This window comes from Streptomyces sp. YKOK-I1, from assembly GCF_054660435.1.
This window is the reverse complement of the sequence record NZ_BAAGDR010000001.1, coordinates 1,918,145-1,940,885: the sequence shown is the minus strand read 5'-3', so window position 1 is coordinate 1,940,885 and position 22,741 is coordinate 1,918,145. Positions and strand designations below refer to the sequence as shown.

At 73.6% G+C, this 22,741-nt stretch carries 21 protein-coding genes; 5 read left to right on the top strand and 16 right to left on the bottom strand.

Features of this window, described 5'->3' with window-relative positions; translation table 11 throughout:
- Positions 1–11: 11 nt before the first annotated feature.
- From ACYQ8Q_RS08055 to ACYQ8Q_RS08045, 3 genes are all read right to left on the bottom strand, one after another.
- Complete coding sequence (locus ACYQ8Q_RS08055) at positions 12–806, bottom strand: ATP-grasp domain-containing protein (RefSeq protein ID WP_460063098.1); 795 nt, start codon at positions 804–806, stop codon at positions 12–14.
- 70 nt (positions 807–876) lie between these two features.
- Positions 877–2,580, bottom strand: coding sequence for a DUF885 domain-containing protein (locus ACYQ8Q_RS08050; protein WP_460063095.1), 1,704 nt, complete (start codon positions 2,578–2,580; stop codon positions 877–879).
- Between the two features lie 147 nt (positions 2,581–2,727).
- Positions 2,728–3,201, bottom strand: coding sequence for an Lrp/AsnC family transcriptional regulator (locus ACYQ8Q_RS08045; protein ID WP_340383724.1), 474 nt, complete (start codon positions 3,199–3,201; stop codon positions 2,728–2,730).
- 60 nt (positions 3,202–3,261) lie between these two features.
- Here ACYQ8Q_RS08045 and ACYQ8Q_RS08040 point away from each other — a divergent pair, with 60 nt between their 5' ends.
- Entirely contained in the window at positions 3,262–4,482 is a 1,221-nt protein-coding gene (locus ACYQ8Q_RS08040; RefSeq protein ID WP_460063093.1) for a trans-sulfuration enzyme family protein, read from the top strand.
- A gap of 75 nt (positions 4,483–4,557) precedes the next feature.
- Here the strand turns inward: ACYQ8Q_RS08040 and ACYQ8Q_RS08035 are convergent, their stop codons facing one another.
- The 5 genes from ACYQ8Q_RS08035 to ACYQ8Q_RS08015 all read right to left on the bottom strand — a co-directional run bounded on the left by ACYQ8Q_RS08035 (position 4,558) and on the right by ACYQ8Q_RS08015 (position 10,870).
- Positions 4,558–5,145 (bottom strand): hypothetical protein, encoded by a 588-nt coding sequence (locus ACYQ8Q_RS08035; RefSeq protein ID WP_460063091.1) that lies wholly within the window; start codon positions 5,143–5,145, stop codon positions 4,558–4,560.
- 142 nt (positions 5,146–5,287) lie between these two features.
- Positions 5,288–6,556 (bottom strand): N-acetyltransferase family protein, encoded by a 1,269-nt coding sequence (locus ACYQ8Q_RS08030; RefSeq protein WP_460063090.1) that lies wholly within the window; start codon positions 6,554–6,556, stop codon positions 5,288–5,290.
- Between the two features lie 109 nt (positions 6,557–6,665).
- Entirely contained in the window at positions 6,666–8,252 is a 1,587-nt protein-coding gene (locus ACYQ8Q_RS08025) for an alkaline phosphatase D family protein (RefSeq protein WP_460063089.1), read from the bottom strand.
- 1,037 nt (positions 8,253–9,289) lie between these two features.
- On the bottom strand, positions 9,290–10,120 hold the full coding sequence (locus tag ACYQ8Q_RS08020) for an alpha/beta fold hydrolase (RefSeq protein WP_460063088.1): 831 nt from the start codon (positions 10,118–10,120) through the stop codon (positions 9,290–9,292).
- A 102-nt stretch (positions 10,121–10,222) separates the two neighbouring features.
- Positions 10,223–10,870 carry an NADPH-dependent F420 reductase gene (locus ACYQ8Q_RS08015; protein ID WP_460073214.1) on the bottom strand — a complete coding sequence of 216 codons (648 nt, stop codon included), beginning with the start codon at positions 10,868–10,870 and terminating at the stop codon, positions 10,223–10,225.
- Positions 10,871–11,065: 195 nt separating this feature from the next.
- On the opposite strand from ACYQ8Q_RS08015, the gene ACYQ8Q_RS08010 reads away from it, so the two are divergent.
- A complete protein-coding gene (locus ACYQ8Q_RS08010; protein ID WP_460063085.1) occupies positions 11,066–11,833 on the top strand; it encodes a GntR family transcriptional regulator in 768 nt (255 codons plus the stop codon).
- A gap of 95 nt (positions 11,834–11,928) precedes the next feature.
- Here the strand turns inward: ACYQ8Q_RS08010 and ACYQ8Q_RS08005 are convergent, their stop codons facing one another.
- From ACYQ8Q_RS08005 to ACYQ8Q_RS07995, 3 genes are all read right to left on the bottom strand, one after another.
- Entirely contained in the window at positions 11,929–13,086 is a 1,158-nt protein-coding gene (locus tag ACYQ8Q_RS08005) for an ROK family transcriptional regulator (protein WP_460063083.1), read from the bottom strand.
- Positions 13,087–13,184: 98 nt separating this feature from the next.
- Positions 13,185–13,847, bottom strand: coding sequence for a response regulator transcription factor (locus ACYQ8Q_RS08000; protein ID WP_460063080.1), 663 nt, complete (start codon positions 13,845–13,847; stop codon positions 13,185–13,187).
- 14 nt (positions 13,848–13,861) lie between these two features.
- A complete protein-coding gene (locus ACYQ8Q_RS07995) occupies positions 13,862–15,016 on the bottom strand; it encodes a sensor histidine kinase (protein WP_460063079.1) in 1,155 nt (384 codons plus the stop codon).
- Between the two features lie 110 nt (positions 15,017–15,126).
- On the opposite strand from ACYQ8Q_RS07995, the gene ACYQ8Q_RS07990 reads away from it, so the two are divergent.
- From ACYQ8Q_RS07990 to ACYQ8Q_RS07980, 3 genes are read left to right on the top strand one after another with little or no spacing between them, the layout of a single operon-like run.
- On the top strand, positions 15,127–16,059 hold the full coding sequence (locus ACYQ8Q_RS07990) for an ABC transporter ATP-binding protein (RefSeq protein WP_460063078.1): 933 nt from the start codon (positions 15,127–15,129) through the stop codon (positions 16,057–16,059).
- A 2-nt stretch (positions 16,060–16,061) separates the two neighbouring features.
- Entirely contained in the window at positions 16,062–16,784 is a 723-nt protein-coding gene (locus ACYQ8Q_RS07985; RefSeq protein WP_460063076.1) for an ABC transporter permease, read from the top strand.
- A 57-nt stretch (positions 16,785–16,841) separates the two neighbouring features.
- Positions 16,842–17,216, top strand: a complete 375-nt coding sequence (locus ACYQ8Q_RS07980) for a hypothetical protein (protein ID WP_460063074.1) — start codon at positions 16,842–16,844, stop codon at positions 17,214–17,216.
- 181 nt (positions 17,217–17,397) lie between these two features.
- On the opposite strand, the gene mug is transcribed toward ACYQ8Q_RS07980, so the two are convergent.
- The 5 genes from mug to ACYQ8Q_RS07955 all read right to left on the bottom strand — a co-directional run bounded on the left by mug (position 17,398) and on the right by ACYQ8Q_RS07955 (position 22,718).
- Positions 17,398–17,952, bottom strand: a complete 555-nt coding sequence (gene mug / locus ACYQ8Q_RS07975) for a G/U mismatch-specific DNA glycosylase (RefSeq protein ID WP_460073213.1) — start codon at positions 17,950–17,952, stop codon at positions 17,398–17,400.
- Positions 17,949–19,391, bottom strand: a complete 1,443-nt coding sequence (gene purB / locus ACYQ8Q_RS07970; RefSeq protein WP_460063073.1) for an adenylosuccinate lyase — start codon at positions 19,389–19,391, stop codon at positions 17,949–17,951. The genes mug and purB overlap by 4 nt, the downstream gene beginning before the upstream one ends.
- 122 nt (positions 19,392–19,513) lie before the next feature.
- The gene (locus tag ACYQ8Q_RS07965) at positions 19,514–20,293 is read right to left on the bottom strand and encodes an SGNH/GDSL hydrolase family protein (protein ID WP_460063070.1); all 780 of its coding nucleotides are present in this window, start codon (positions 20,291–20,293) and stop codon (positions 19,514–19,516) included.
- A gap of 80 nt (positions 20,294–20,373) precedes the next feature.
- Positions 20,374–21,387, bottom strand: a complete 1,014-nt coding sequence (locus ACYQ8Q_RS07960) for a hemolysin family protein (protein WP_460063067.1) — start codon at positions 21,385–21,387, stop codon at positions 20,374–20,376.
- Positions 21,384–22,718, bottom strand: a complete 1,335-nt coding sequence (locus ACYQ8Q_RS07955; protein WP_460063066.1) for a hemolysin family protein — start codon at positions 22,716–22,718, stop codon at positions 21,384–21,386. Before ACYQ8Q_RS07955 ends, ACYQ8Q_RS07960 begins: the two co-directional genes overlap by 4 nt.
- Positions 22,719–22,741: the final 23 nt, after the last annotated feature.

Sequence of the window (22,741 nt, the reverse complement as noted above, 5' to 3'; positions counted from 1 at the left end):
CGACCCGGCGCTCAGTCGCGTACGACGTCCGGGACGGGCCGCAGGAAACGGCGGTCCGCCGCCCCGAACTCCCCCTCGGGGCGGGCCGCCCGCAGCACCACGTCCAGCGCGGCCTCCGCGTCGCACGCGTAATGCCCGCTGGCCCAGGCGGCGTTGGCCTCCACCACCGCCCAGCCCGCCCCGTCGATCAGGCCCACGTCCACCACGATCGCGCTCGGCAGCCCCGTCCCGGCCAGCAGCCCGGCGAACGCGAGCACCTCGGCGCGGCGCGGGTCCTCGGCCAGCGGGGCGACGTCCAGGGCGCCCCGGGTCGCGTACCGGCTGCCCGTGCGCACCTCGCCGTCCAGCAGGAACAGCCGGTACTCCACGGTGAACGCCACGATGTCGCTGACCAGCACCGGTTCCGTGCCGTCGACCGCGTCCGGCCCCGGCAGCCCACTTCCGTCGGGGTAGACCCGGGCCGGGAAGCTCTTGTCATTCGGCGGCTTCACGAACGCCGGGCGCCGCAGCCGCCACGCCTCGGCGATCGTGGTGAACTCCACGTCCCGCAGGGTGAGTTCGTACGGCAGCCGGGCCAGCCAGTCCTCCGGCGCCTCCAGCAGCCCGATCCCCAGCCCGCCCGCGACCGCGTCCGCGAACAGCGGACCGGCGTACAGCGAGGCACCCGGCTCCCGGCGGTACCCCTCGGGCACCCGCCAGTCGCACAGCGTCTCCACGTGCGCCCCGCGCCGCCGTGCCGCGTCCGCGAGGGCGTGGCCGGTCGCGGTGACGCGCGGAGAGAGGAACAGGGTCCGGCTGATGGTCATGGGAGACGAGGCTGCCGTACGAGCGGGCCCCGGGAACAGTGAATTTCCCGGGGCCCGCCCACACGTCGGCTCAGAGCCGCGCCAGCTCGTCCACCAGGTCGTCGAGCCCCAGCGACCCCTGCGAAAGGGCCGCCATGTGCCAGGACTTGAGGTCGAAGGCGTCGCCCCGGCGCTCGCGCGCCCGCTCGCGGCCCAGCAGCCAGGCCCGCTCTCCGAGCTTGTAGCCGATCGCCTGGCCCGGGATCGTCAGATAGCGGGTCAGCTCGCTCTCCACGAAGTCCGCCGGGCGGCTGCTGTGCGCCCCGAAGAACTCCTGCGCCAGCTCGGGGGTCCAGCGCTCGCCCGGGTGGAACGGCGAGTCCGCCGGGATCTCCAGCTCCAGATGCATGCCGATGTCCACGATGACCCGCGCCGCCCGCATCATCTGCGCGTCCAGATAGCCGAGCCGGTGCTCCGGATCGGTGAGGAAGCCCAGCTCGTCCATCAGCCGCTCCGCGTACAGCGCCCAGCCCTCGGCGTTGGCGCTGACCATGCCGACCACGGCCTGGTACCGGGAGAGGTCACCGGCGACGTGCGCCCACTGCGCCAGCTGCAGATGGTGGCCCGGCACACCCTCGTGGTACCAGGTGGACACCAGGTCGTACACCGGGAAGCGGGTCTGGCCCATCGTCGGCAGCCAGGTGCGGCCCGGCCGTGAGAAGTCCTCGGTCGGCGGCGTGTAGTACGGGGCCGCGGCGCCGCCCGCCGGGGCGATCCGCGACTCCACCCGCCGTACCCGCTCGGCGAGTTCGAAGTGGGTGCCGTCCAGCGCCTCGATCGCCTGGTCCATCAGGCCCTGGAGCCAGTCGCGGACCTCGTCGACGCCCTCGATGTGCTTGCCGTGCTCGTCGAGGTGCGCGAGGGCCACCCAGGGCGTGGCCGCCCCTGGCAGGATCCGCTCGGCCTCCTTCTTCATCTCGCCGAGGAGCCGGTGGTACTCCGCCCAGCCGTACGCGTACGCCTCGTCCAGGTCCAGGTCGGTGCCGTTGTAGTAGCGCGACCAGCGGGCGTACCGCTCCCGGCCCACCGTGTCCGGCGCGCCCTCGATCGCCGGCGCGTACACGTCGCGCATCCAGTCCCGCAGCTCCACGACCGCCGCCGTCGCGGCCCCGGCCGCCTCCTGGAGCTCCGCGCGCAGCGCCTCCGGCAGCGACGCGGTGCCGGTGGCCACGAAGTCCTCGAACCAGCCGCGGCCGCTGCCGTCCGTGTCCGACCACTCGGTGAGCTGGTCGACGAAGGTGGCCGTCGGGCGCGGCGGGCCGTACAGCTTGCGTTCGAGCCCCAGCGCCAGGGACTCGCGGTAGCCGCCGAGGGCCGCCGGCACGGCCCGCAGCCGCTCGGCGATCGCCGCCCAGTCCTCCGCGGTCTTCGTGGGCGTCACGGTGAACACCTCACGCACATGGTGCGCCGGCATGCCCAGGTTGCCGACCGCGCGCAACCCCTCCTCGGCCTCGTGCACGGCGAGCTCCGCGGTCAGGCGCTCGCGCAGCAGGCGCGCGCACCGGCGCTCGATGTCACTGTCCGCGCCCGGTCGCCGCTCCGCCTCGTCGAGCCGGCCCAGCGTGTCCCGGGCCAGTCGCGCCCGGGCCTGAAGACCCGCGGGCGAGAAGTCGGGCAGACGGCTCGAACTCTCCGCCACGCCTAGATAGGTACCGGTGACCGGGTCGAGGGCGATGAGGTCGTCGACATAGGCGTCGGCGACCGCACGGGGAAGCGGGTGGTTGGTCTGTGACATGCACACCATCCTCGTACGGAGGGAAGCGCACGTCACGGCGTTTGAGCTGTGGGCGTAGGACGGTGCCGAGGGGTTTGAGCCGAGCGGAACCGCGCCCTCGCGGGGCTGGGGGCACCCCCTCTGGAGGAGGGACGTCGCGGACACGCCCTAGCCCGGCGGCAGCAGTGGTCCGCAGTCCCACTGCTGGAAGATCAGCCGGGTCTCGACCCGTGCCACCTCCCGCCGGGCCGTGAACTCGTCCAGGACCAGCCGCTGGAGATCCGCCATGTCGGCGACCGCCACATGCACCAGGTAGTCGTCCGGCCCGGTGAGATGGAAGACGGTCAGCGCCTCCGGCAGCGCCCGGATCCGCTCCACGAACGGCCCCACCAGCTCCCGCCGATGCGGCCTGACCTGCACCGACAGCAGCGCCTGGAGCCCCCGCCCCAGCTTGGCCGGATCCAGCCGCAGCTGATGCCCGAGGATCACGCCCGAGCGGCGCAGCCGCGTCACCCGGTCCAGACACGTCGACGGCGCCACCCCGACCTGCGCCGCGAGATCGCGATAGGTGGTCCGGGCGTCGTTCTGCAGCAACCGCAGCAGATGCAGGTCCACCGGGTCCAGTACGACAGATTCGGCCATCGGCCGAACGTAGCACGGTGTTCGAATCCGATGGCCCGTGCGTTGTTCACTCTGCGGTCCATGGACTCAGCCGCAGCGAGCACGCACGCGTCCCCCGAGATACGACGGTCCGCAGCACCCCGCGCCCTGGCCACCGAGGCCGTGCACGCCGGGCGGGACGACCTGGCCCGGCAGGGCCTGCACGCCCCGCCGATCGACCTGTCCACCACCTACCCCTCCTACGACAGCCGCGCCGAGGCGGCCCGGATCGACGCGTTCGCCGCGACCGGCGCCGAGCCGGAGGGGCCGCCGGTCTACGGACGGCTCGGCAACCCGACCGTCGCCCGCTTCGAGACCGCCCTCGCCCGGCTGGAGGGCACCGGGAGCGCGGTCGCCTTCGCCAGCGGGATGGCCGCCCTGAGCGCGGTCCTGCTCGCCCGCGCCTCCCTGGGCCTGCGGCACGTCGTCGCCGTACGCCCCCTCTACGGGTGCAGCGACCACCTCCTGACCGCCGGACTCCTCGGCTCCGAGGTCACCTGGACCGACCCGGCCGGCATCACGGACGCGCTGCGCCCCGACACCGGACTGGTCATGGTCGAGTCCCCGGCCAACCCGACCCTCGCCGAGGTCGACCTGCGGGCCGTCGCCCACGCCTGCGGCTCGGTCCCGCTGCTCGCCGACAACACCTTCGCCACCCCGGTGCTCCAGCGCCCCGCCGAACAGGGCGCCCGGCTCGTCCTGCACAGCGCCACCAAGTACCTCGGCGGACACGGGGACGTCCTGGGCGGCGTGGTCGCCTGCGACGCGGAGTTCGCGGGGCTGCTCCGGCAGATCCGCTTCGCCACCGGCGGCGTCCTGCACCCCCTGGCCGGCTACCTCCTGCTGCGCGGACTGTCGACCCTCCCGGTCCGGGTGCGGGCGGCCTCCGGAACCGCCGCCGAACTGGCCCGCCGGCTCGCCCTCGACCCGCGCGTCGCCCGCGTCCACTACCCGCGGCTCGGCGGCGCGATGATCGCCTTCGAGGTCCACGGCGATCCGCACGAGGTGATCGCGGGCGTCCGCCTGATCACCCCCGCGGTGAGCCTCGGCAGCGTCGACACCCTCATCCAGCACCCGGCGTCCATCAGCCACCGCATTGTCGACGCGGACGACCGCAGAGGCGCCGGGGTGAGCGACCGCCTGCTGCGTCTGTCGGTGGGTCTGGAGGACACGGAGGACCTGTGGACCGACCTGGACGAGGCGCTGGGGGACGCTCCGCCGCGGACGTCCTGTGCCAGGACATCCCCTGCCGCCGCCTCCTGACCGGCCGTCCGCTCCCGGGAGGGCGAGCGCCCGTCCGCGAGCGGCTGCCGCGCCGTGGCACCGCTCAGCCGCGGGTCACGGCTCCCCGGCCGCCCCCCGCCGTCCGCCGGCCCTGCTGATCGACCAGGCGCCGAACGCCGCGAGAAGGGCTGCCGCGAACGCGTACACCGGCAGCCAGAGCGTCGTCGTGGACGCCAGGCAGTCGTCGACGGCGTGCCGGCTCAGGTCGCGTTGCGCGGACGCCAGCGCGGCGCCGTCCCGGCCGCCGAGGCCGCTCAGCGCGGCCTGGGCCTGGAGCGAGGCGTAGCTGCCCAGGCGGGCGCAGTCGGCACGGGTGCCCGGCATCGGGAAGAACCAGGCCCAGCGCTGCATGGCGGGGGCCACCGCGAGGGCCGCGCACAGGCCGACGACCAGCGAGTAGGCCGTCAGGTTCCGCAGGTACACGGAGCGTCCGCCGGGCGCGGGGGCCGGCGGACGGGTGAAGGAGAAGACCACCGCGAGCAGGGTGACGCCGAGGTAGGTGGAGAACCACTGCCATGAGCCCGAGGCGAGCGCGAAGGCGAGCACACCGGCCAGCGCGGTGCCCAGCACCCCGGCCCGTCCGCCGGGATCCGCACCGGTGGCCACGGCCCCCTGGGCATCCGCACGGCTGCGGTCGTCCATGCGCTCTCCCTGCCTGGCTCCGGCCCACCAGTCTCCGACCGCGACCCCCTCCGCCTTCCCGCACCATGCCGATCGCCCGGCCTCCTCGCCCACTTGGCCGACGTACCGCACGGGACCGGCGGGGCGGAGTCGCTGTCACCGGCTATCCGCGGGCGCGCTGAGAGCCGGCCTCCCCGCGCTCCGCGACCACGCCCACGGCGTCCAGCCGAGCCGTGATCACCAGGGTCCCTTCCTCGATCTGGTAGTCCAGGGGCAGCCCGAGACCACGCATCGCGGCGACCATCCCGGTGTTGGAGGACTGCGTCACGGCGTACACACTCGCGCACCCCGCCTCGACGGCCATCGCCACCAGCCGTTCGAGCAGCTCACGCCCCACCCCGCGGCGCTGCCACTGGTCCTCCACGAGCAGCGCCACCTCGGTCTCGTCCCCGTCCCACAGCAGGTGACCCAGCCCGACGATCCGCCCGGACGGCGTCCACACCGCGAGGGTCCGCCCGAACCGGGGGCTGAGCAGGTGGTTGAGGTAGCGGTCGGCGTCGCCCACCGGTCCGTGGTACCGCCGGCCGAGCGTCCGCGGCGAGCACCGCTCGTGCATCGCCCTGGCCGCCTCCAGATCTCCGGTGTCGGCCCGCCGTACGGTGATGTCGTTGCCCTCGGGCAGCGTCAGCACGTCCTGGCTGCGCGGGATCCGCGGACCGAGCCGGGCGTCCAGCTCGACCAGGGCCCGCGCACGGGCGAACTCGGTCGGGGTGAACGGCAGATACGGCCGCTCCACGGTGATCACTCCGCCTTCCGGCGCCCGCAGGCGCATCACGGTGTCCTCCAGCACGCCTTCGACGGGCACGTCGGCCGGTCCCCGGCCGCCGCCCACGGGTGCGGCGGGCAGCGAGCGGATCGTGCACCGGCCGAGGAGCTGCCGCAGCGCGAGCGGCAGTTCGGCGGCGTCGAGCGCGGTGCGGGTGGCGAGCCCGAGGACCCGGGTCGGCACGTCCACCAGATCGTGGGCGTCGGCCCGCTCGATCCAGGTGCCCGAGCCGCCCGCCCCGGCGACGGCGCCGGTGATGTCGGCGGAGGCCAGCGCGGCCGGGGCGCGCAGCAGGAACTCGTCGACGGTGTCCGCACCCAGGGGGTGCGTCTGGAGGCTGAGGATGTCCACCCGGTGCCCCGCCAGCGCGGCGCAGAGCGCGGCGAGGGATCCCGGCGCGTCCTTTACGGTGGTCCGCATCCGCCACAGCGTGCTCTCCCCGCCGACGGCTCCGGGCCCGGCCTGCTCCTCCGGGGAGGACGGCCGGGCACCGGTATCGCTCGTGGGCGGCGGGTCCTCGTGGCGTCGTGCCCGCCACGGGGCCTTGAAGAACGCGGAGAGCGCGGCGATCTTGGTGCAGTTCACGTCAGACAGGTCTCGACTCATGCAGCCACTGTGGAGGAACGGTGTTGCGTGATCACGAACGGATTGTGACTGACGGGTAAAGGCCGCTAATGCCCGTTTTGTTAATTCTTCTACGGCTCCTGCCGCGCCCTCACTGTCCCACGCGCCCCGGCTGGAGCACCTGGGTGAACAGCACGGTGCCGTCCTGCTCGCGCAGCCGGACCGTCAGCTCCCCGCTGTCGCCGTCGATGTCGACCTCGCCGAAGAACTGGTAGCCGCCGGCCGGGGACACGTTGGACGCGGTCGGGGCCTTCACGAACACCCGCTCCGGACCGAAGGTGCCGTCGAGCGCGTTGGCCGGGAAGGCGCCCGCGTTGAGCGGACCGGACACGAACTCCCAGAACGGCTCGAAGTCGGTGAACGCGGCCCGCGCGGGCTGGTAGTGCTGGGCCGAGGTGTGGTGCACATCGGCCGTCAGCCACACCGTGCCGGTGATCCTGCGGTGCTTGACGAACCGCAGCAGCTCGGCGATCTGCAGCTCACGGCCGAGCGGCGCACCCGGGTCGCCCTGCGCCACCGCCTCGATGTTCGCCTTCCCCTCCGTGGTGTCCGGCACGACCAGGCCGAGCGGCATGTCGGCGGCGATCACCTTCCACACCGCGCGCGAACGCGTCAGCTCCCGCTTCAGCCACTCCACCTGCTCCCGGCCGAGGATGCCCTGCGGGTCCACCGTCTGGTCGTCGGGCGAGTTGGCGTTGCGGTACGTCCGCATGTCCAGCACGAACACGTCCAGCAGCGGACCGTGCCGCAGCACGCGGTGGACCCGGCCTTGCTCGCGACCCGGCTGGAGCGTCGAGATCGGGAAGTACTCGCCGAACGCCCGGCGGGCGCGTGCCGCGAGGACGTCGACGCTCTTCTCGGTGTAGCGGGTGTCGGAGGCGGCGATCACCTCGCCGGGGTACCAGTTGTTGCGGACCTCGTGGTCGTCCCACTGGATGATCGAGGGCACCTGGGCGTTGAACCGGCGCAGGTTCTCGTCCAGCAGGTTGTAGCGGAAGTTGCCGCGGAACTCGCCGAGGGACTCGGCGACCTTTGACTTCTCCTCGGTGACGATGTTCCGCCAGAGGGAGCCGTCGGGCAGCGCCTGGGTCGCGGTGATCGGGCCGTCGGCGTAGATGTTGTCGCCGCTGCAGAGGAAGAAGTCGGGGTCGAGCTTGGCCATGGCGTCGTAGATGCGGTAGCCGCCGAGCTCGGGGTTGATGCCCCAGCCCTGGCCGGCCAGGTCCCCGGACCACAGGAAGCGCACCCCGCGCCGGCGGCCGGCGGGCACGGTGCGGAAGGTGCCGGTGACCGGCTCGCCGGTACGGCGCGGGTCGTCCGGGTCGGCCAGCAGCACGCGGTAGTGGATCTGCTCGCCCGCGGGCAGGCCGTGCAGCCGGGTCGTGCCGGTGAAGTCGGTGCCGGCGCCCAGGAGGGGGCCGTGCCGGCGCCGCGCGTGCCGGAAGGACTCGGTGGCGGCCGTCTCGACGATCATCCGGGCCGGACGGTCCGCGCGCACCCACACCAGACCGGAGTCCGAGGTCACGTCCCCGGTCTGCACGCCCCAGTCGGCCCGGGGCCGTCCGGACAGGGCCAGCGCCGGTGCCGCGCCGGCCGCGACGGGCAGGGTCAGAGCCGCGGACGCGGCGAGCGAGCCGCGCAGGACACTGCGGCGCCCGGGCAGATGAAGGTGGGACATGGGAGGGCCTCCAGGGACGGGATCCGGCCGGTGTGCACCGCCACAACTACGGGGACACGACAGCGCCCACGCAAACCCCAAGTGAACAACTCCCAGCACACGGAGGGGAGTCACCCCACCGACGCCTGGGAGGCCCGTGAGTGCGGCGCGGGCTGTGTGGTCCTCCGGGGCCTACCGGTGCTGCCGTCCTCCGCGGCCCACGGGGCGACCGTCCCCACGCTGTCCCCTGCCCCCGGCGGGCCGAATCCCGCGGCAGTCTGTCGCCAAGCCCGCCGGCCCGCTGCCCTGCTGGGCTCGTCCTGGTTCCCGGCCGGTGTTCGTGCCGGCTCGCGGACCGCCTGGCCGAGGCCACCGGTGGCGACATCGGAGCGGGTGACGGACAGGCCGCATGGGGACTCTGCCCACATGTGCGGCACGGCCCGGTGTCCCGGCTCGCCCACATGTGCGGCACGGCCCGGTGTCCCGGCTCGCCCACATGTGCGGCACGGCCCGGTGTCCCGGCTCGCCCACATGCGCGGCACGGCCCGGTGTCCCGGCTCGCCCACACGTTCGGCACGGCCCGGTGTCCCGGCTCGCCCACATGTGCGGCACGGCCCCGTACGCCGCCCGATTCCGTGTTCGGCTCGTTCCGTTGTCCGTTGCTTTGTCCAGCCCGCGTCTGCGCCCGCCCCTCGGTCTTGCCCACCCCCGCGCCGGGCCGCGCCCTGGGCTCGGCCCGTCCGGGCGGTGCGCCCTCGCCTGCCCGGGCCCATCCGGCGGCCTTGCCCTCGCCCGTCCGGGCCCGCCCGGCGGCCTTGCCCGTCCGGGCCCGCCCGGCGGTGCGCCCTCGCCCGTCCGGGCTCGCCCGGCGATGCACCTCCACCTGCCCTGGCCCGCCCGGTGGCCTGCCCCCTGGGCTGGCAGCCCCCGCCGCTGTTTCGGGCCACCCCCGGCCGATTGAACGCTCAACCTCGGCCGCCCTCAGCCCGGCATGTCGGCTCAGCCTCTCGTGTCCGGTTCGAGCGTCCCGCGTGTCACCTCACCCGACCGGCCCCACCTCAGTTGCTCGCGTCCAGGATGACGCGGGCGACCAGGGCCGGGTCGTCGTTCATCGGGCAGTGGCCACAGCCCGGGAGGCGGACCAGACGGGCGGCGGGGATGATCTGCTTCGCGCGGACGCCCTGGCGGCGCACGAGCAGCCAGTCGCGGGTGCCCCAGCCGACGGTGACCGGAATCCCGGGGATGTCGTCGGTGAACTGCACGGTGGTGCCCGCCCGCAGGGTCTGGTCGAAGCCGGTGGCCTGGGCCAGCGCGAGCGTCTCGGCGACCACGGCCTCGGGCGCACGCCGACCGGGACGGGCGTAGATCGTGCTGGTCAGCGCCGTGCGTCCGGCCGCCGTACGGGACAGTCGCTCGACCAGGGGCAGCGGCAGCCGACGGGAGATGTGACGCATGGTGAGCAGGACGCCGAAGGCGTACCGCCGCTCGGCCTCCGACCAGAACCCGGCGGGGGACAGCGCGGTGACGGACCGTACGAGCTTCTCGCGACCGAGCTCCAGGGCGAGCAGTCCGCCGAGGGAATTGCCCGCCACATGCGGCCGTTCGAGTTCCAGCGCCTCGCAGAAGGCGGCGAACACGGCGGTCGTGGTCGGCAGGTCGTAGGCGAGCCCCTCCGGCAGCGCGGGGGAGACGCCGAAGCCCGGGAGGTCCACGGCGATGACGTCGCGCTCGGCGGCCAGGAGGTCCACCACCGGGTCCCAGGCCTGCCGGTGATGGCCGATCCCGTGCAGCAGCAGAAGCGGTTCGCCGCGGCCCGTCCGCTCGTAGGAGACGGAGACCGGCTGCGGGCCACTGGGCGTGGTGACCGGGAAGGAGACGGTGGCGGGCATGGGGGAGCTCCTCGTCTGGGCGGACCGGCGAACGTCATAGACAGCTTGTCAGCAATTGCTACCGACGGGTAGCCCTCAAGGGTGCCGTCGACCCGGACCGGTTCAACGGGGCGTGTGCAGTTCCAGATTGAAGTCCGCGTGCCCGAAGTGGCGCATGAGGTTCAGCCACAGCGGCAGCCACATCTCCACACTCCGTGACGCCTGGATGCCGCCCAAGTCGAGCACCCGGTCCGCCGGCCACCCGAACTCCCCCAGCAACTCCGTGACCTGCGCCTTCGCCTCGGCGTCCTCCCCGCACACAAAGATCTGGTGCCGCCCCGGCACCCGCCCGGGATCGACCATCACCTCGCAGTTGACCGTGTTCAGGGACTTCACCACCCGTGCGTGCGGGAACGCCCGCTGGATCTGCTCGCCCACGCTGTCCGACTCCACCGGCGACAGACGCACCTCGCCGCCCTCGAACGACAGCGGATTGGAGACGTCCACCACGACCTTCCCCGCGAGGCTCTCCGCCCCGGCCGCCTCCAGCGCGGCGAGCGCCACCTGCCCCGCCACCGCGTTCACGACCAGCTCGGCGCCCGCCGCGGCCTCGGCGAACGTCCCGGCGGCGGCGCCCGTCGTCGCGGCCCACTCCCGGCCCACCGGGTTGTCCTTCGTACGCGAACCCAGGGTCACCTCGTGGCCCAGTGCCACCAGTTTCCCGCCGAGCGTACGACCGACCTGCCCCGTGCCCAGCACCCCGTACCGCATGGCGACCTCCCGTTTCCGGACCACTGCCGACTCGGTCATTGTGTGCCGGGAGCCCGGATTCCGCCCGGACAGCACCGCGCTGATTGGTCTTGACCAAGGATGGGGGCCGCCCTATGGTCGCAGAGAAGTACAACAACCTTTAATAAACAAGGGCGCGAAATACGCCGCCGGACCACGGCGATTGCGGAGGACAGGGTGGGGACCACGCAACTGGAATCGGTGCCGGAACCGAAGTACTGGCATCTCAAGACCGTGCTCAGCGAGGCACTCGACTCCGAGTTCTCCGTCGGCGAGATCCTGCCGAACGAGCGCGACCTGGCCGCCCGCTTCGGTGTCGCCCGTGCGACGCTGCGCCAGGCCCTGGAGCAGCTCGAACTGGAAGGCCGGCTCCAGCGCCGTCGCGGCGTCGGCACGACCGTCGCACCGCCCCGGATGGGTGTCGCCGTCGGCTCGGAGCGCCAGGGCTGGCCGGGCAGCGGGGACGACGCCTGGAGCTGCGTCGACTGCGCCCTCGCGGTCCCGCCCGCCGCCGTCGCCACCGCCCTGGAGACCCCGCGCGAGCGGGCGGTGCACGTGGTGCGCCGCTCGCGCGTCTCCCACGGCCAGCCGGTCGCCGCCGAACTGCTCTACGTCCCGGCGGCCTCGGTGCCCGACCTGACCGCGATCGACACCCCGTCCGAGGCGGCCCGCGCGCGTGCGGTGCTGCGCGAACTCCAGCACCTGGAACTCCAGGGCCAGGACCGCGCCGTGGAGCTGGGCTCGGCCCGCGCGGACGACGCCAGGGAGCTCGACCGGCTGCCCGGCGCCCCCGTCCTCGTCGTCACCACCCGCTTCTTCGCGGGGGGCCGTACCGCCGCCCTCTCCGTCGCCACGTACCGCGCTGACACGTGCCGCCTGACGTTCGGCGCCTCGGGCGGCGTGGAGATACACCACGGCCCGGAACCGGAACGCCAGGCCTCCTGACGCCCGCGCGCCACGCCCCGGAACTCCCTCCGGGGCGCGGCGCGTTCCCTTTCTCAGGGCGGCGCCGGTTCGCCGGGTTCCCGCCGCCGACGCCCTCACCTGCGGGCCGTCACCGTCCCCTCCACGGCGAACAGCTGCTCCTCGACATGGTCCAACGCCAGCCGCAGCGCCCCCATCGCCACCGCCGCCTCACCCAGGATCGACAGCGCCACCCGGGGCGGCCGCAGACAGTAGCGCGCCAACTCCCGCCGCAGCGGCTCCAGTACGCCGTCGGTCCCGGCCGCCCAGCCGCCGACGACGACCAGCTCCGGATCGAGGGCGAGCACCAGCGCCGCCACATCGTGGACGAGCCGCTGGATGAACCGGTCCACGGCCGCCCGCGCCTGCTCGTCGCCCTCACGGGCCCGGGCGAACACCTTGGCCACCGCCTGCTCGTCCAGCGGATGCAGCGGCTCGCCCGTCGTGGACAGCAGCGTCTCCGGCGTCACCTCACGCCCCAGCAGATGCAGCGCCCCGATCTCCCCGGCCGCCCCGCCGTACCCCCGGTGCAGCCGTCCGCCGATCAGCGACCCCGCGCCCGGGCTCAGCCCGGCCAGCACGAACACCACGTCGTCGGACTCGGTGGCCGAGCCCTTCCAGTGCTCGGCGACGGCCGCCGCGTTGGCGTCGTTCTCCACCAGCACCGGACACTTGAAGGAACGACCCAGCCGGTCGCCCAGCCGCAGTCCCGTCCACTCGGGCAGCGCCGTGCCCAGCCGCACGGTCCCGTCCGCCTCGACTATGCCGGGCGTGGCGACCCCGACCGCCCGCAGGGAGTCCCGTGGCACGCCCGCCCGACGCAGCAGCTCGGCGACCGCGGCGCGCAGCCGCTCCAGCCGCTCGTCCGCGGTCGCCGTCTCGTCGACGTCCTTGGCCTGCGAGCCCAGCAGCCGCCCGTCCAGATCGGCCAGCAGCGCCGCCACCCGGTGCGGGCCGATCTCCAGGCCCAGCAGATGCCCGGCCTCGGCGCGGAACCGGAACCGCCGCGCGGGCCGCCCCTGCCGCCGGGCGACACTCTCGTCGGCCGCCTTCTCCACGACGAGCCCGGCCCCGATGAGATCCTCGACGACCCCCTCGACGGTCGGCCGGGACAGCCCGGTCACACGGGTGATCTCCGTGAGCGTCGCGCAGTCCGTGGCACGCAGCGCGTGCAGCACCACCGCGGAGTTGATCCTGCGCAACAGCGAGGGATCCCCGCCGGTCAGCCGCCCCAACGTCTGTCCTCCAGCTCGTGCGCGTGTTGGGCGGATCGTACTCGGCGGGGACGAGCCGGGCGAGTGCGGAATCCGTACCGATGCCGTCACACACCGTCTCAACCCGGCGCCACGAAGCCCGACTCGTACGCCGTGATCACCGCCTGCACGCGGTCCCGCGCCCCCAACTTCGCCAGCACCGCGCTCACATGCGACTTCACCGTCTCGGTGCCCACCACCAGCTGCCCGGCGATCTCCGCGTTGGACAGTCCGCGCGTCATCAGCCGCAGCACCTCGGCCTCCCGCTCGGTCAGCCGGGCCCGCTCCAGGGTGTCCCGGGCCGCGCGGTTGCCGCCCGGCCCGCCGTACTCGGCGGCCAGCCGCCGTACGGACGATGGGAACAGCAGCGACTCGCCCTCGGCGACCAGCCGCACCGCGTGCACGATCTCGGCGGGCCGGGCCCGCTTCAGGAGGAACCCGTCCGCGCCCGCCCGCAGCGCCTCGTACACGTACTCGTCGTTCTCGAAGGTCGTCACGACCAGGATCTTCGGCGGCCGGTCCACCGTCCGCAGCACCGCCCGGGTGGCCTCGATGCCGTCCATCAGCGGCATCCGGACATCCATGGCGACCACGTCGGGCCGCAGTCGCCGCACCAGCGGGATCACCGAGGCCCCGTCCGCCGCCTCGCCCACGACCTCGATGTCGCCCTGCGCCTCCAGCACGGCCCGCAGACCCGCACGGACCAGGGGTTCGTCGTCCACGAGGAGCACGGTCACCGGCATCCGGCCAGCGTAGATCAGCGCAGCGGCAGCTCCGCACGCACCTCCCAGTCGCCCGCCTCCGGCCCGATCCGGGCATGTCCGCCGAGCAGGGCCGCCCGCTCACGGATCCCGCGCAGCCCGCTGCCCCGCCCGGGGCCCGGCAGGCCGGCCGGCAGCGGATTGCGCACCTCCAGACGCAGGGTGTCCGCCACGACGCCCACGCGCACCCGCACCGGGACGGCCCCCGCGTGCCGCAGCACATTGGTCAGCGCCTCCTGAAGGATCCGGTAGCCCTCCCGGGACACCGGCCCCGGCACCGTGTCCAGCGGGCCGCTCAGCTCGGCGTCGACCTTCGCGCCGGACACCCGCGCCGACTCCAGGAGCCGGTCGGCCTCGGCGAGCGTGGGTCTGCCGCTCACCGGACGCTCCGCCTCGCGCAACACCCCGAGCACCCGCTCCAGATCCGCGAGGGCCGACCGCCCCGTGTCCTCGATCGCCGCCAGCGCCCGGTCGGTGAACTCCGCGTCGCCGGCCGCCCGGGCCGCGCCCGCCTGCACCACCGCCACCGTCAGCGCATGCCCGAGGGAGTCGTGCAGCTCGCGCGCGATACGGGTGCGCTCCAGCAACTGATCGGTCCGCTCCTCCAGGGCGGCGAGCCGCTCGGCCGCGGAGGGACCGAGCAGGGCCCGGGCGGCCGCGGTGACCACCCGGCCGAGGCCGACCACCACGCCGTACAGCACACACAGCGGCAGGGGAGCGAGGAGCGCCCAGGCCCAGTGCCCGGGGGCGTCCCGCACGAGCGGTATGTCGCCGCCCGGACGTCCGAGGGCGGCGCGGACCAGCTCGTAGCAGAGGACGGGCAGCCAGACGCACACGAACGTCGTCACCGCGCCCAGCAGCATGCGCACTTCGAGCCACACCACGGTGCGCAGCCGGTCGCGCCAGGTCGCGGCCGCGGCCACGGAGAGTCCGGAGTCGGCCTCCCCGGCCAGGAGCAGCAGCCGGGCCTGCACACCCTCGCCCCTGCGCACCCCCGGGATCAGCCCCACAGGGACGAGGACCAGCGCGGGCACCCACGGCCGGGACGGGTCGATGAACATCCAGAGGCTCACGACCAGCATCGGCACCCACAGGTGCAGCAGTCGTGTGTACGTCGTCCCCCGCAACAGCGGGCGCAGCCAGCGGCCCATGCGGACAAGCCTGCCAGGCCCCACCGACAACGGACCTCCCCCGAGCGGGGGAGACGCTCTCCCCGGCCGGGGGAGGCCCCGCACCCCGGCCGGCCGCCAGAGTCGTGGTCATGACCAGCATCGACGTCCACGACCTCACCAAGGAGTACGGCACCCGGCGCGCCGTCGACCGCCTCACCTTCCGGGTCCTGCCCGGCCGGGTCACGGGCTTCCTCGGCCCCAACGGCGCCGGCAAGTCCACCACCCTGCGCCTCGTCCTCGGCCTCGACCGGGCGACCTCCGGCACCGCCACCGTCGGCGGCCGCCCCTACGTCACCCTCCCGGACCCCCTGCGCCGGGTCGGCGCCCTGCTCGACGCCCAGGCCCCGCACGGCTCGCGCACCGGCCGCGACCACCTCCTCGCGCTGGCGGCGAGCAATCGCATCCCGGCCCGCCGGGCGGACGAGGTCCTGGCGGAGACCGGCCTCGCTCCGGCCGCCCGCCGACGGGTGCGGACGTACTCCCTCGGTATGCGCCAGCGCCTCGGCATCGCCGCCGCCCTGCTCGGCGACCCCGAAGTGGTCCTGCTCGACGAACCGTCCAACGGCCTGGACCCCGAGGGCATCGTCTGGATCCGCGGACTGCTGCGCGCTCTGGCCGCCGAGGGCCGCACGGTGCTGGTCTCCAGTCACCTCATGAACGAGACCGCGTCCTTCGCCGACCACCTCGTCGTCCTCGGCCGGGGCCGTCTGCTGGCCGACACCCCGATGCGGGACTTCATCGACGCACGCGTGCACCCCCGCGTCCGCATCCGTACGACGGCCCCCGCCACCCTGCGGACCGCACTGGCCCGGCACGGCCACGAGGCCGTGGAACACCCCGAGGGCCACTGGACCGTGTCCCACGCGCGCGTGGACGACATCGGCCCGCTGCTCTGCGCGGCCGGCGTCCCCCTGCTCGAACTGGCCACGGAGGAAGGCACGCTGGAGCAGGCCTACCTCGGTCTGACCGCCGCCGAGGTGGAGTTCGCGGCTCCGCAGTCCCGTGAGCACCAGGAGGCCTGACCATGACCTTGTCGGACTTCACGCCCGCACTTCGCGCCGAGTGGATCAAGACGCGTACGCTCCGGTCGCAGATCGGCGCCCTCTGCGCGATTCCGCTCACCACCGTCGTGTTCTCCGCACTGGCCGCGTGGGGCACCGACGGCACGGACTCCGACCCGCTCTTCTCCGCGTTCTTCGGCGTGAGCTTCGGGCAGATCGCGGCCATCGCCTTCGCCACGACCGCCGTCTCCGGCGAGTTCCGGGGCGGCGCCCTGCGCCTGTCGCTGGCCTCGGTGCCCCGCCGGGGCCGCTGGTTCGCCGCCAAGCTGACGGCGGTCGCTTTGCCCGTGCTCGTCGTCGGACTGCTGACCGGCCTGCTGACGGCGTCGCTGGCGGGCGCCCTGGCGCCGACCGGTCCGGGCCCGGCGGAGGGTCTGCGGGGAGCCGTGGGCTGTGCCGTCCACCTGACGCTCATGGCCCTGCTCGCCGCCGGTCTCACGACCGTCCTGCGCAGGGGAACGGCCACGCTGAGCATCCTGATCCCCTTTCTCCTCGTCGTGTCCTTCGTCCTGGGCGACCTGTCCGGCAACCCGGCGGACTTCCTGCCCGACCGGGCCGGTCAGGTGGTGCTCCACAGCACGTGGGACGGCGCGCTCGGCCCCTGGACGGGGCTCGCGGTGGCCGCGCTCTGGGCGCTGGCGGCGGTCACCGCGGGCGCGTGGCGGCTCCACCGCCGGGACGCCTGAACGAAGGGGCCCGCTGACGCGCCGCCAATTGTCAGTGGCGGCCGGTTTACTGGACCCATGGACATCGAGAGGTTGCTCGCCGGTCCCGGCGACCGCACCGCCGCCTTAGCGACCAGCCATGGTCTCAGGGCGGCGGACGCCGCGGTGCGGGTCGCGGAGGCGGCGCGGTTCCACGAGGAGAGGGAGGACCTGGCAGGGGAACTGACGCGCAGATGGGGCGAGCCGGAGCACCTCGGCCTGCAGACGGTACGGCTGCGGACCGCGACCGAGGAGATACCCGAGCCCTGGGCCGAGTTGAGCCTGCGGGTCGCGGACGTGTACCTCTGGCAGGCCGCGGACCACGGCCGCTGGATCGCCCTGGGCGTCGCCGACCTCGACCCGGACGACGAGATAGAACTCCTCCTCGTCGCCACCGAAACCGACCCACCCTGACGACAACACCCGTCTCGTGCCGCCGGGTCTGTGCCGTCTCGTGCCGCCGGGTCTGTGCCGTCTCGTGCCGCCGGGTCTGTGCCGTCTCGTGCCGCCGGGTCTGTGCCGTCTCGTGCCGCCGGGTCTGTGCCGTCTCGTGCCGCCGGGTCTGTGCCGTCTCGTGCCGCCGGGTCTGTGCCGCTCAGTTCTCCGCCGCCAGCCGCAGCCGGGCGAACTCCTCCGCCATCGTCGTCGCCGTCCAGTGGGCGTTGAGTCCGCTGGGGTTCGGCAGCACCCACACCCGCGTCCGCCCGATCACCCGCTCCTGCGGCCCCACCGAGGCCTTCCGGTCCTCGAAGGCGGCCCGGTAGGCGGTCACCCCGACCACCGCCAGCCAGCGGGGCGCCAGGCGGGTCACCTTCTCCGTCAGCAGCCGCCCGCCCTCGCGGTACTCCTCGGCGCTCAGCTCGTCGGCCCGTGCGGTCGCCCGCGCCACCACGTTCGTGATCCCGAGGCCGTACGCCAACAGTTCCGCCTGCTCGGCCGGCTTCATCAGCCTCGGTGTGAACCCGGACAGGTGCAGCACCGGCCAGAAGCGATTGCCCGGACGGGCGAAGTGGTGACCGGTCGCGGCGGTCATCAGCCCCGGGTTGATCCCGCAGAACAGCACACGCAGACCGCCCGCGACGACGTCCGGTACGAGACGGTCGCGGGCGGCCTCCAGCTCCGCCTGGGTGAAGCGGGGCGAGGGTGTCAGAGGATCGCCCCGGGGGTGTAACCGGCCGCCTCGGGCCGCTGCTTGACGATCTCCTCGATCCGGCCGACGACCACGGCCACCTGTGCGGCCGCCGCGCCCGTGAAGGACAGCTTGTCGGCCATCAGGGCGTCCAGCTCGGCGCGGTCGAGCGGAAGACGCTCGTCGGCGGCCAGCTTGTCCAGCAGCTCGTTGCGCTCCGCGCCCTGCTCGCGCATCGCGAGGGCGGAGGCGACGGCGTTCTCCTTGATCGCCTCGTGCGCGAGCTCACGGCCCACCCCCGCGCGCACCGCGCCCATCAGCACCTTGGTGGTGGCGAGGAACGGCAGGTAGCGGTCCAGCTCCCGGGCCACGACCGCCGGGAAGGCGCCGAACTCGTCGAGCACCGTCAGGAACGTCTCCAGCAGACCGTCCAGCGCGAAGAACGCGTCCGGCAGAGCCACCCGGCGCACCACCGAGCAGGACACGTCGCCCTCGTTCCACTGGTCGCCCGCCAGCTCACCGGTCATCGACGCGTAACCCCGCAGGATGACCATCAGGCCGTTGACGCGCTCGCAGGAGCGGGTGTTCATCTTGTGCGGCATCGCCGAGGAGCCGACCTGGCCCGGCTTGAAGCCCTCGGTCACCAGCTCGTGGCCCGCCATCAGCCGGATCGTCTTGGCGAGCGAGGAGGGCGCGGCGGCGAGCTGCACCAGCGCGGTCACGACCTCGTAGTCCAGCGAGCGCGGGTAGACCTGGCCCACGGAGGTGAAGGCCTGGGAGAAGCCCAGGTGACCGGCGATCCGGTCCTCCAGCTCGGCGAGCTTGGCCGCGTCACCGCCCAGCAGGTCCAGCATGTCCTGCGCCGTCCCGACCGGGCCCTTGATCCCGCGCAGCGGGTAGCGGCCGAGCAGCTCCTCGACCCGGCCGTACGCCACGAGCAGCTCGTCGGCGGCCGTCGCGAAGCGCTTGCCGAGGGTGGTGGCCTGCGCGGCCACGTTGTGCGAGCGGCCGGCCATGACCAGCTCGCCGTACTCGCCGGCCAGCTTGCCCAGACGGGCCAGCACCGCCACCGTGCGGTCGCGGACCAGCTCCAGCGAGAGACGGATCTGGAGCTGCTCGACGTTCTCCGTGAGGTCGCGGGACGTCATGCCCTTGTGGACCTGCTCGTGCCCGGCGAGGTCGTTGAACTCCTCGATCCGCGCCTTCACGTCGTGCCGCGTGACCTTCTCGCGGTCGGCGATGGAGGCCAGGTCGACGGTGTCCAGGACACGCTCGTAGTCGGCGATCGCCCCGTCCGGCACCTCGATCCCGAGGTCCTTCTGGGCCCGCAGCACGGCGAGCCAGAGCTGACGCTCCAGTTTCACCTTCTGCTCGGGCGACCAGAGCGTGGCGAGCTCGGCGGAGGCGTACCGTCCGGCGAGGACGTTCGGGATGCGGGGCTTGGCGGGCGCAGAAGTCACGTGTACGGATTCTACTGGCGATTCGTGCAGGCCAGCGCCACGGTCCCGTTCGGCGGATCCTACGAGACGGGCGTCACCCGGGGGTGTCGGCGAGCGCGGACCGGGTCGCGTCCGGGGCTTTCCTACGCGGGACCCTCGTACGGCAGCAGCTCGGGGCGCTTCGCCGGGCGGCCGTCGCCGGAGGAGCGGCCGGTCAGGCGGCGGCCGATCCAGGGGATCAGGTGCTGCTTGGCGAAACGGGCGTCGGCGGCCCGGCGGGCGGCCCAGCCGGGCGGCACGGTCGCCGGCACCGGTGTGCGCCACTCGGTGTCCTCGGGGGTGTAGCCGAGGGTCTGCCAGACCGCCTCGGCGACCCGGCGGTGTCCCTCGGGCGTCAGGTGCAGCCGGTCGACGTCCCACAACCGGGGATCGGAGAGCGAGGGGGCGCCGTACAGGTCGACGACCAGCGCGCCGTGCCGCTCGGCGAGCTCGTCGACACAGACGAACAGCTCCTCCATGCGGGGCCGGAACCGCTCCAGGACGGGACCCTGGCGCCCCGGGCTGCGCATCAGCACCAGCTGCTTGCAGGCCGGGGCGAGCCGCTCCACCGCCTCCGTGAGCAGCCCCTTGACCATGCCCATGTCGCACTTGGGGCGCAGGGTGTCGTTGAGACCGCCGACCAGGGTGATCACATCGGCGTCCATCGCGGCCGCCACGTCCACCTGCTCCTCGACGATCTGCCGGATCAGCTTGCCGCGCACCGCCAGATTGGCGTACCGGAAGCCGGGTGTGCGGGCCGCCATCCGGCCCGCCAGGACGTCGGCCCAGCCCCGGTAGGAGCCGTCGGGCAGCAGGTCAGACATGCCCTCGGTGAAGGAGTCGCCGACCGCGACCAGGCTGGTGTGTGTGGGGTTCGTCTGCATGGCGACATAGATGGTAGCCCCAGTCCCATACCCGGCGGTCGGTCACCCCGGTCCGGTTCGCGGCCCCGGGCGCCCCCGGCTCACGCCGGCTGTCCGAACAGCTCGCGCAGCACGTCCTCCATCGTCACCAGCCCGGCCAGCCGTCCGTCCGCGCCGAGCACGGCCGCCAGATGCGTCCGGCTGCCCCGCATCGCGGTGAGCACGTCGTCCAGGGGGGTCGCCTCCCGCACGCGTGCGATGGGCCGCATGTCCCGCAGCCGGAACGGCTCGTCCCGGGGCGAGGCGTCCAGCGCGTCCTTCACATGCAGATAGCCGATGATCCGGCGCCCCTCGTCCACCACCGGGAACCGGGAGAACCCCGACTCGGCGGCCAGTCCCTCCAGCTCCTCCGGCGTGACGCCCACGCGCGCGTGGACGACCCGCTCCAGCGGCATGACGACATCCCGCACCGGACGGCGGCCCAGCTCCAGGGCGTCGTGCAGACGCTCCTGGGCACGGCCGTCGATGAGCCCCGCCGCGCCCGCGTCCTTGACGATCTGGGCGAGCTGGGCGTCCGAGAAGGCCGCCGCGACCTCGTCCTTGGTCTCGATCCGCAGCAGCTTCAGCAGGGCGTTGGCGAACGCGTTGATCGCGAAGATCACCGGCCGCAGCGCCCGTGACAGCGTGACCAGCGGCGGACCGAGCACCAGCGCGCTGCGCACCGGCTCCGCGAGCGCGATGTTCTTCGGCACCATCTCGCCGAGCAGCATGTGCAGATACGTGGCCACCACCAGCGCGATCACGAAGGACACGGCGTGCCCCGCGCCCTCGGGCACACCGATCGCGTGGAACACCGGTTCCAGCAGATGCGCGATCGCCGGTTCGGCGACCACACCGAGGATCAGCGTGCACAGGGTGATGCCGAGCTGTGCCGCCGCCATCAGCGCGGACACGTGCTGCAGGCCCCACAGCACGCTCTTGGCGCGCCGGTCGCCCTGCTCGGCGTACGGCTCGATCTGCGCGCGGCGGACGGAGATCAGCGCGAACTCCGCGCCGACGAAGAAGGCGTTGACGACGAGGGTCGCCAGGGCGATCAGCAGCTGTACGGCGGTCACTGGTCCGCCCCTTCCACGTGGTCCTCGGCGAGCGGGGCGTGCAGCAGCACGCGTGCGGCGCGGCGGCCGGACGCGTCGACCACGTCCATGCGCCAGCCGGCGACCTCGACGCCGTCACCGACGGCCGGTATCCGGCCCAGCTCGGTGGCGACGAGGCCGGCGAGCGTCTCGTACGGCCCCTCGGGCACCTGCAGGCCCACGCGCGCGAGCTGGTCCATCCGCGCGGCGCCGTCGGCCGAGTACAGCGCGCGGCCGTCGTCGTCGGTGCCCGCGGGGGCCAGGTCGGGCGTCTCGTGCGGGTCGTGCTCGTCGCGGACCTCGCCGACGACCTCCTCGACGATGTCCTCCAGGGTCGCCACGCCCGCCGTGCCGCCGTACTCGTCGATGATCACGGCCATCGTCCGCTTGCCGGACAGCCGGTCCAGCAGCCGGTCCACGGTCAGCGACTCCGGGACCAGCAGCGGCTCGCGCATGATCTCCGAGACGGGGACGTGCAGCCGCCGCTCGGCGGGGATCGCCAGGGCGTCCTTGATGTGCACGGTGCCGACGACCGCGTCCAGGCCGCCGCGGTGGACGGGGAAGCGGGACAGGCCCGTCGCCCGGGTCGCGTTCGCCACGTCCTCGCAGGTCGCCAGGGCGTCCAGGGAGATGACCTGGACGCGCGGGGTCATCACGTTCTCCGCGGTCAGGTCGGCCAGGTTCAGGGTGCGCACGAACAGCTCGGCGGTGTCCGCCTCCAGCGCGCCCTCGCGGGCCGAGTGCCGGGCCAGGGCCGCCAGCTCCTGGGGGCCCCGCGCGGCGGCGAGCTCCTCGGTCGGCTCCACGCCGAAGCGGCGCACGACGTGGTTGGCGGTGTTGTTGAGATGGGTGATGAAGGGCCGGAAGGCGGAGCTGAACCAGCGCTGCCCGTTGCCCACGGTCTTGGCCACGGGCAGCGGCGAGGAGATCGCCCAGTTCTTCGGCACCAGCTCGCCGACGACCATCAGGAAGACCGTCGAGAGCGCCGTGCCCAGCACCAGCGCCACCGAACTCGCCGTCGAGCCCGACAGGCCCGCCGACTCCAGCGGTCCCGCGATCAGGGCGGCGACCGACGGCTCGGCGAGCATGCCGACGACCAGGTTGGTCACGGTGATGCCGAGCTGGGCGCCGGAGAGCTGGAAGGTGAGGTTCCGTACGGCCTTGAGCGCGCCGGAGGCGCCGCGCTCACCGCGCTCCGCCGCCCGTTCCAGCTCGCTGCGCTCGACCGTGGTCAGCGAGAACTCGGCGGCCACGAAGGCGCCGCACGCGAGGGACAGCAGGATCGCGACCAGCAGCAGGAGCACTTCCGTCATCGGTTCACCTCCGTCCCATGGTC

Excerpts from the sequence above, each read along its gene's own strand:
- ACYQ8Q_RS08055 (WP_460063098.1), bottom strand. The coding sequence starts at position 806 with ATGACCATCAGCCGGACCCTGTTCCTCTCTCCGCGCGTCACCGCGACC.
- ACYQ8Q_RS08050 (WP_460063095.1), bottom strand. The coding sequence starts at position 2,580 with ATGTCACAGACCAACCACCCGCTTCCCCGTGCGGTCGCCGACGCCTAT.
- ACYQ8Q_RS08045 (WP_340383724.1), bottom strand. The coding sequence starts at position 3,201 with ATGGCCGAATCTGTCGTACTGGACCCGGTGGACCTGCATCTGCTGCGG.
- ACYQ8Q_RS08040 (WP_460063093.1), top strand. The coding sequence starts at position 3,262 with ATGGACTCAGCCGCAGCGAGCACGCACGCGTCCCCCGAGATACGACGG.
- ACYQ8Q_RS08035 (WP_460063091.1), bottom strand. The coding sequence starts at position 5,145 with ATGGACGACCGCAGCCGTGCGGATGCCCAGGGGGCCGTGGCCACCGGT.
- ACYQ8Q_RS08030 (WP_460063090.1), bottom strand. The coding sequence starts at position 6,556 with ATGAGTCGAGACCTGTCTGACGTGAACTGCACCAAGATCGCCGCGCTC.
- ACYQ8Q_RS08025 (WP_460063089.1), bottom strand. The coding sequence starts at position 8,252 with ATGTCCCACCTTCATCTGCCCGGGCGCCGCAGTGTCCTGCGCGGCTCG.
- ACYQ8Q_RS08020 (WP_460063088.1), bottom strand. The coding sequence starts at position 10,120 with ATGCCCGCCACCGTCTCCTTCCCGGTCACCACGCCCAGTGGCCCGCAG.
- ACYQ8Q_RS08015 (WP_460073214.1), bottom strand. The coding sequence starts at position 10,870 with ATGCGGTACGGGGTGCTGGGCACGGGGCAGGTCGGTCGTACGCTCGGC.
- ACYQ8Q_RS08000 (WP_460063080.1), bottom strand. The coding sequence starts at position 13,847 with ATGCCGGTGACCGTGCTCCTCGTGGACGACGAACCCCTGGTCCGTGCG.
- ACYQ8Q_RS07995 (WP_460063079.1), bottom strand. The coding sequence starts at position 15,016 with ATGGGCCGCTGGCTGCGCCCGCTGTTGCGGGGGACGACGTACACACGA.
- ACYQ8Q_RS07990 (WP_460063078.1), top strand. The coding sequence starts at position 15,127 with ATGACCAGCATCGACGTCCACGACCTCACCAAGGAGTACGGCACCCGG.
- ACYQ8Q_RS07985 (WP_460063076.1), top strand. The coding sequence starts at position 16,062 with ATGACCTTGTCGGACTTCACGCCCGCACTTCGCGCCGAGTGGATCAAG.
- ACYQ8Q_RS07980 (WP_460063074.1), top strand. The coding sequence starts at position 16,842 with ATGGACATCGAGAGGTTGCTCGCCGGTCCCGGCGACCGCACCGCCGCC.
- ACYQ8Q_RS07965 (WP_460063070.1), bottom strand. The coding sequence starts at position 20,293 with ATGCAGACGAACCCCACACACACCAGCCTGGTCGCGGTCGGCGACTCC.
- ACYQ8Q_RS07955 (WP_460063066.1), bottom strand. The coding sequence starts at position 22,718 with ATGACGGAAGTGCTCCTGCTGCTGGTCGCGATCCTGCTGTCCCTCGCG.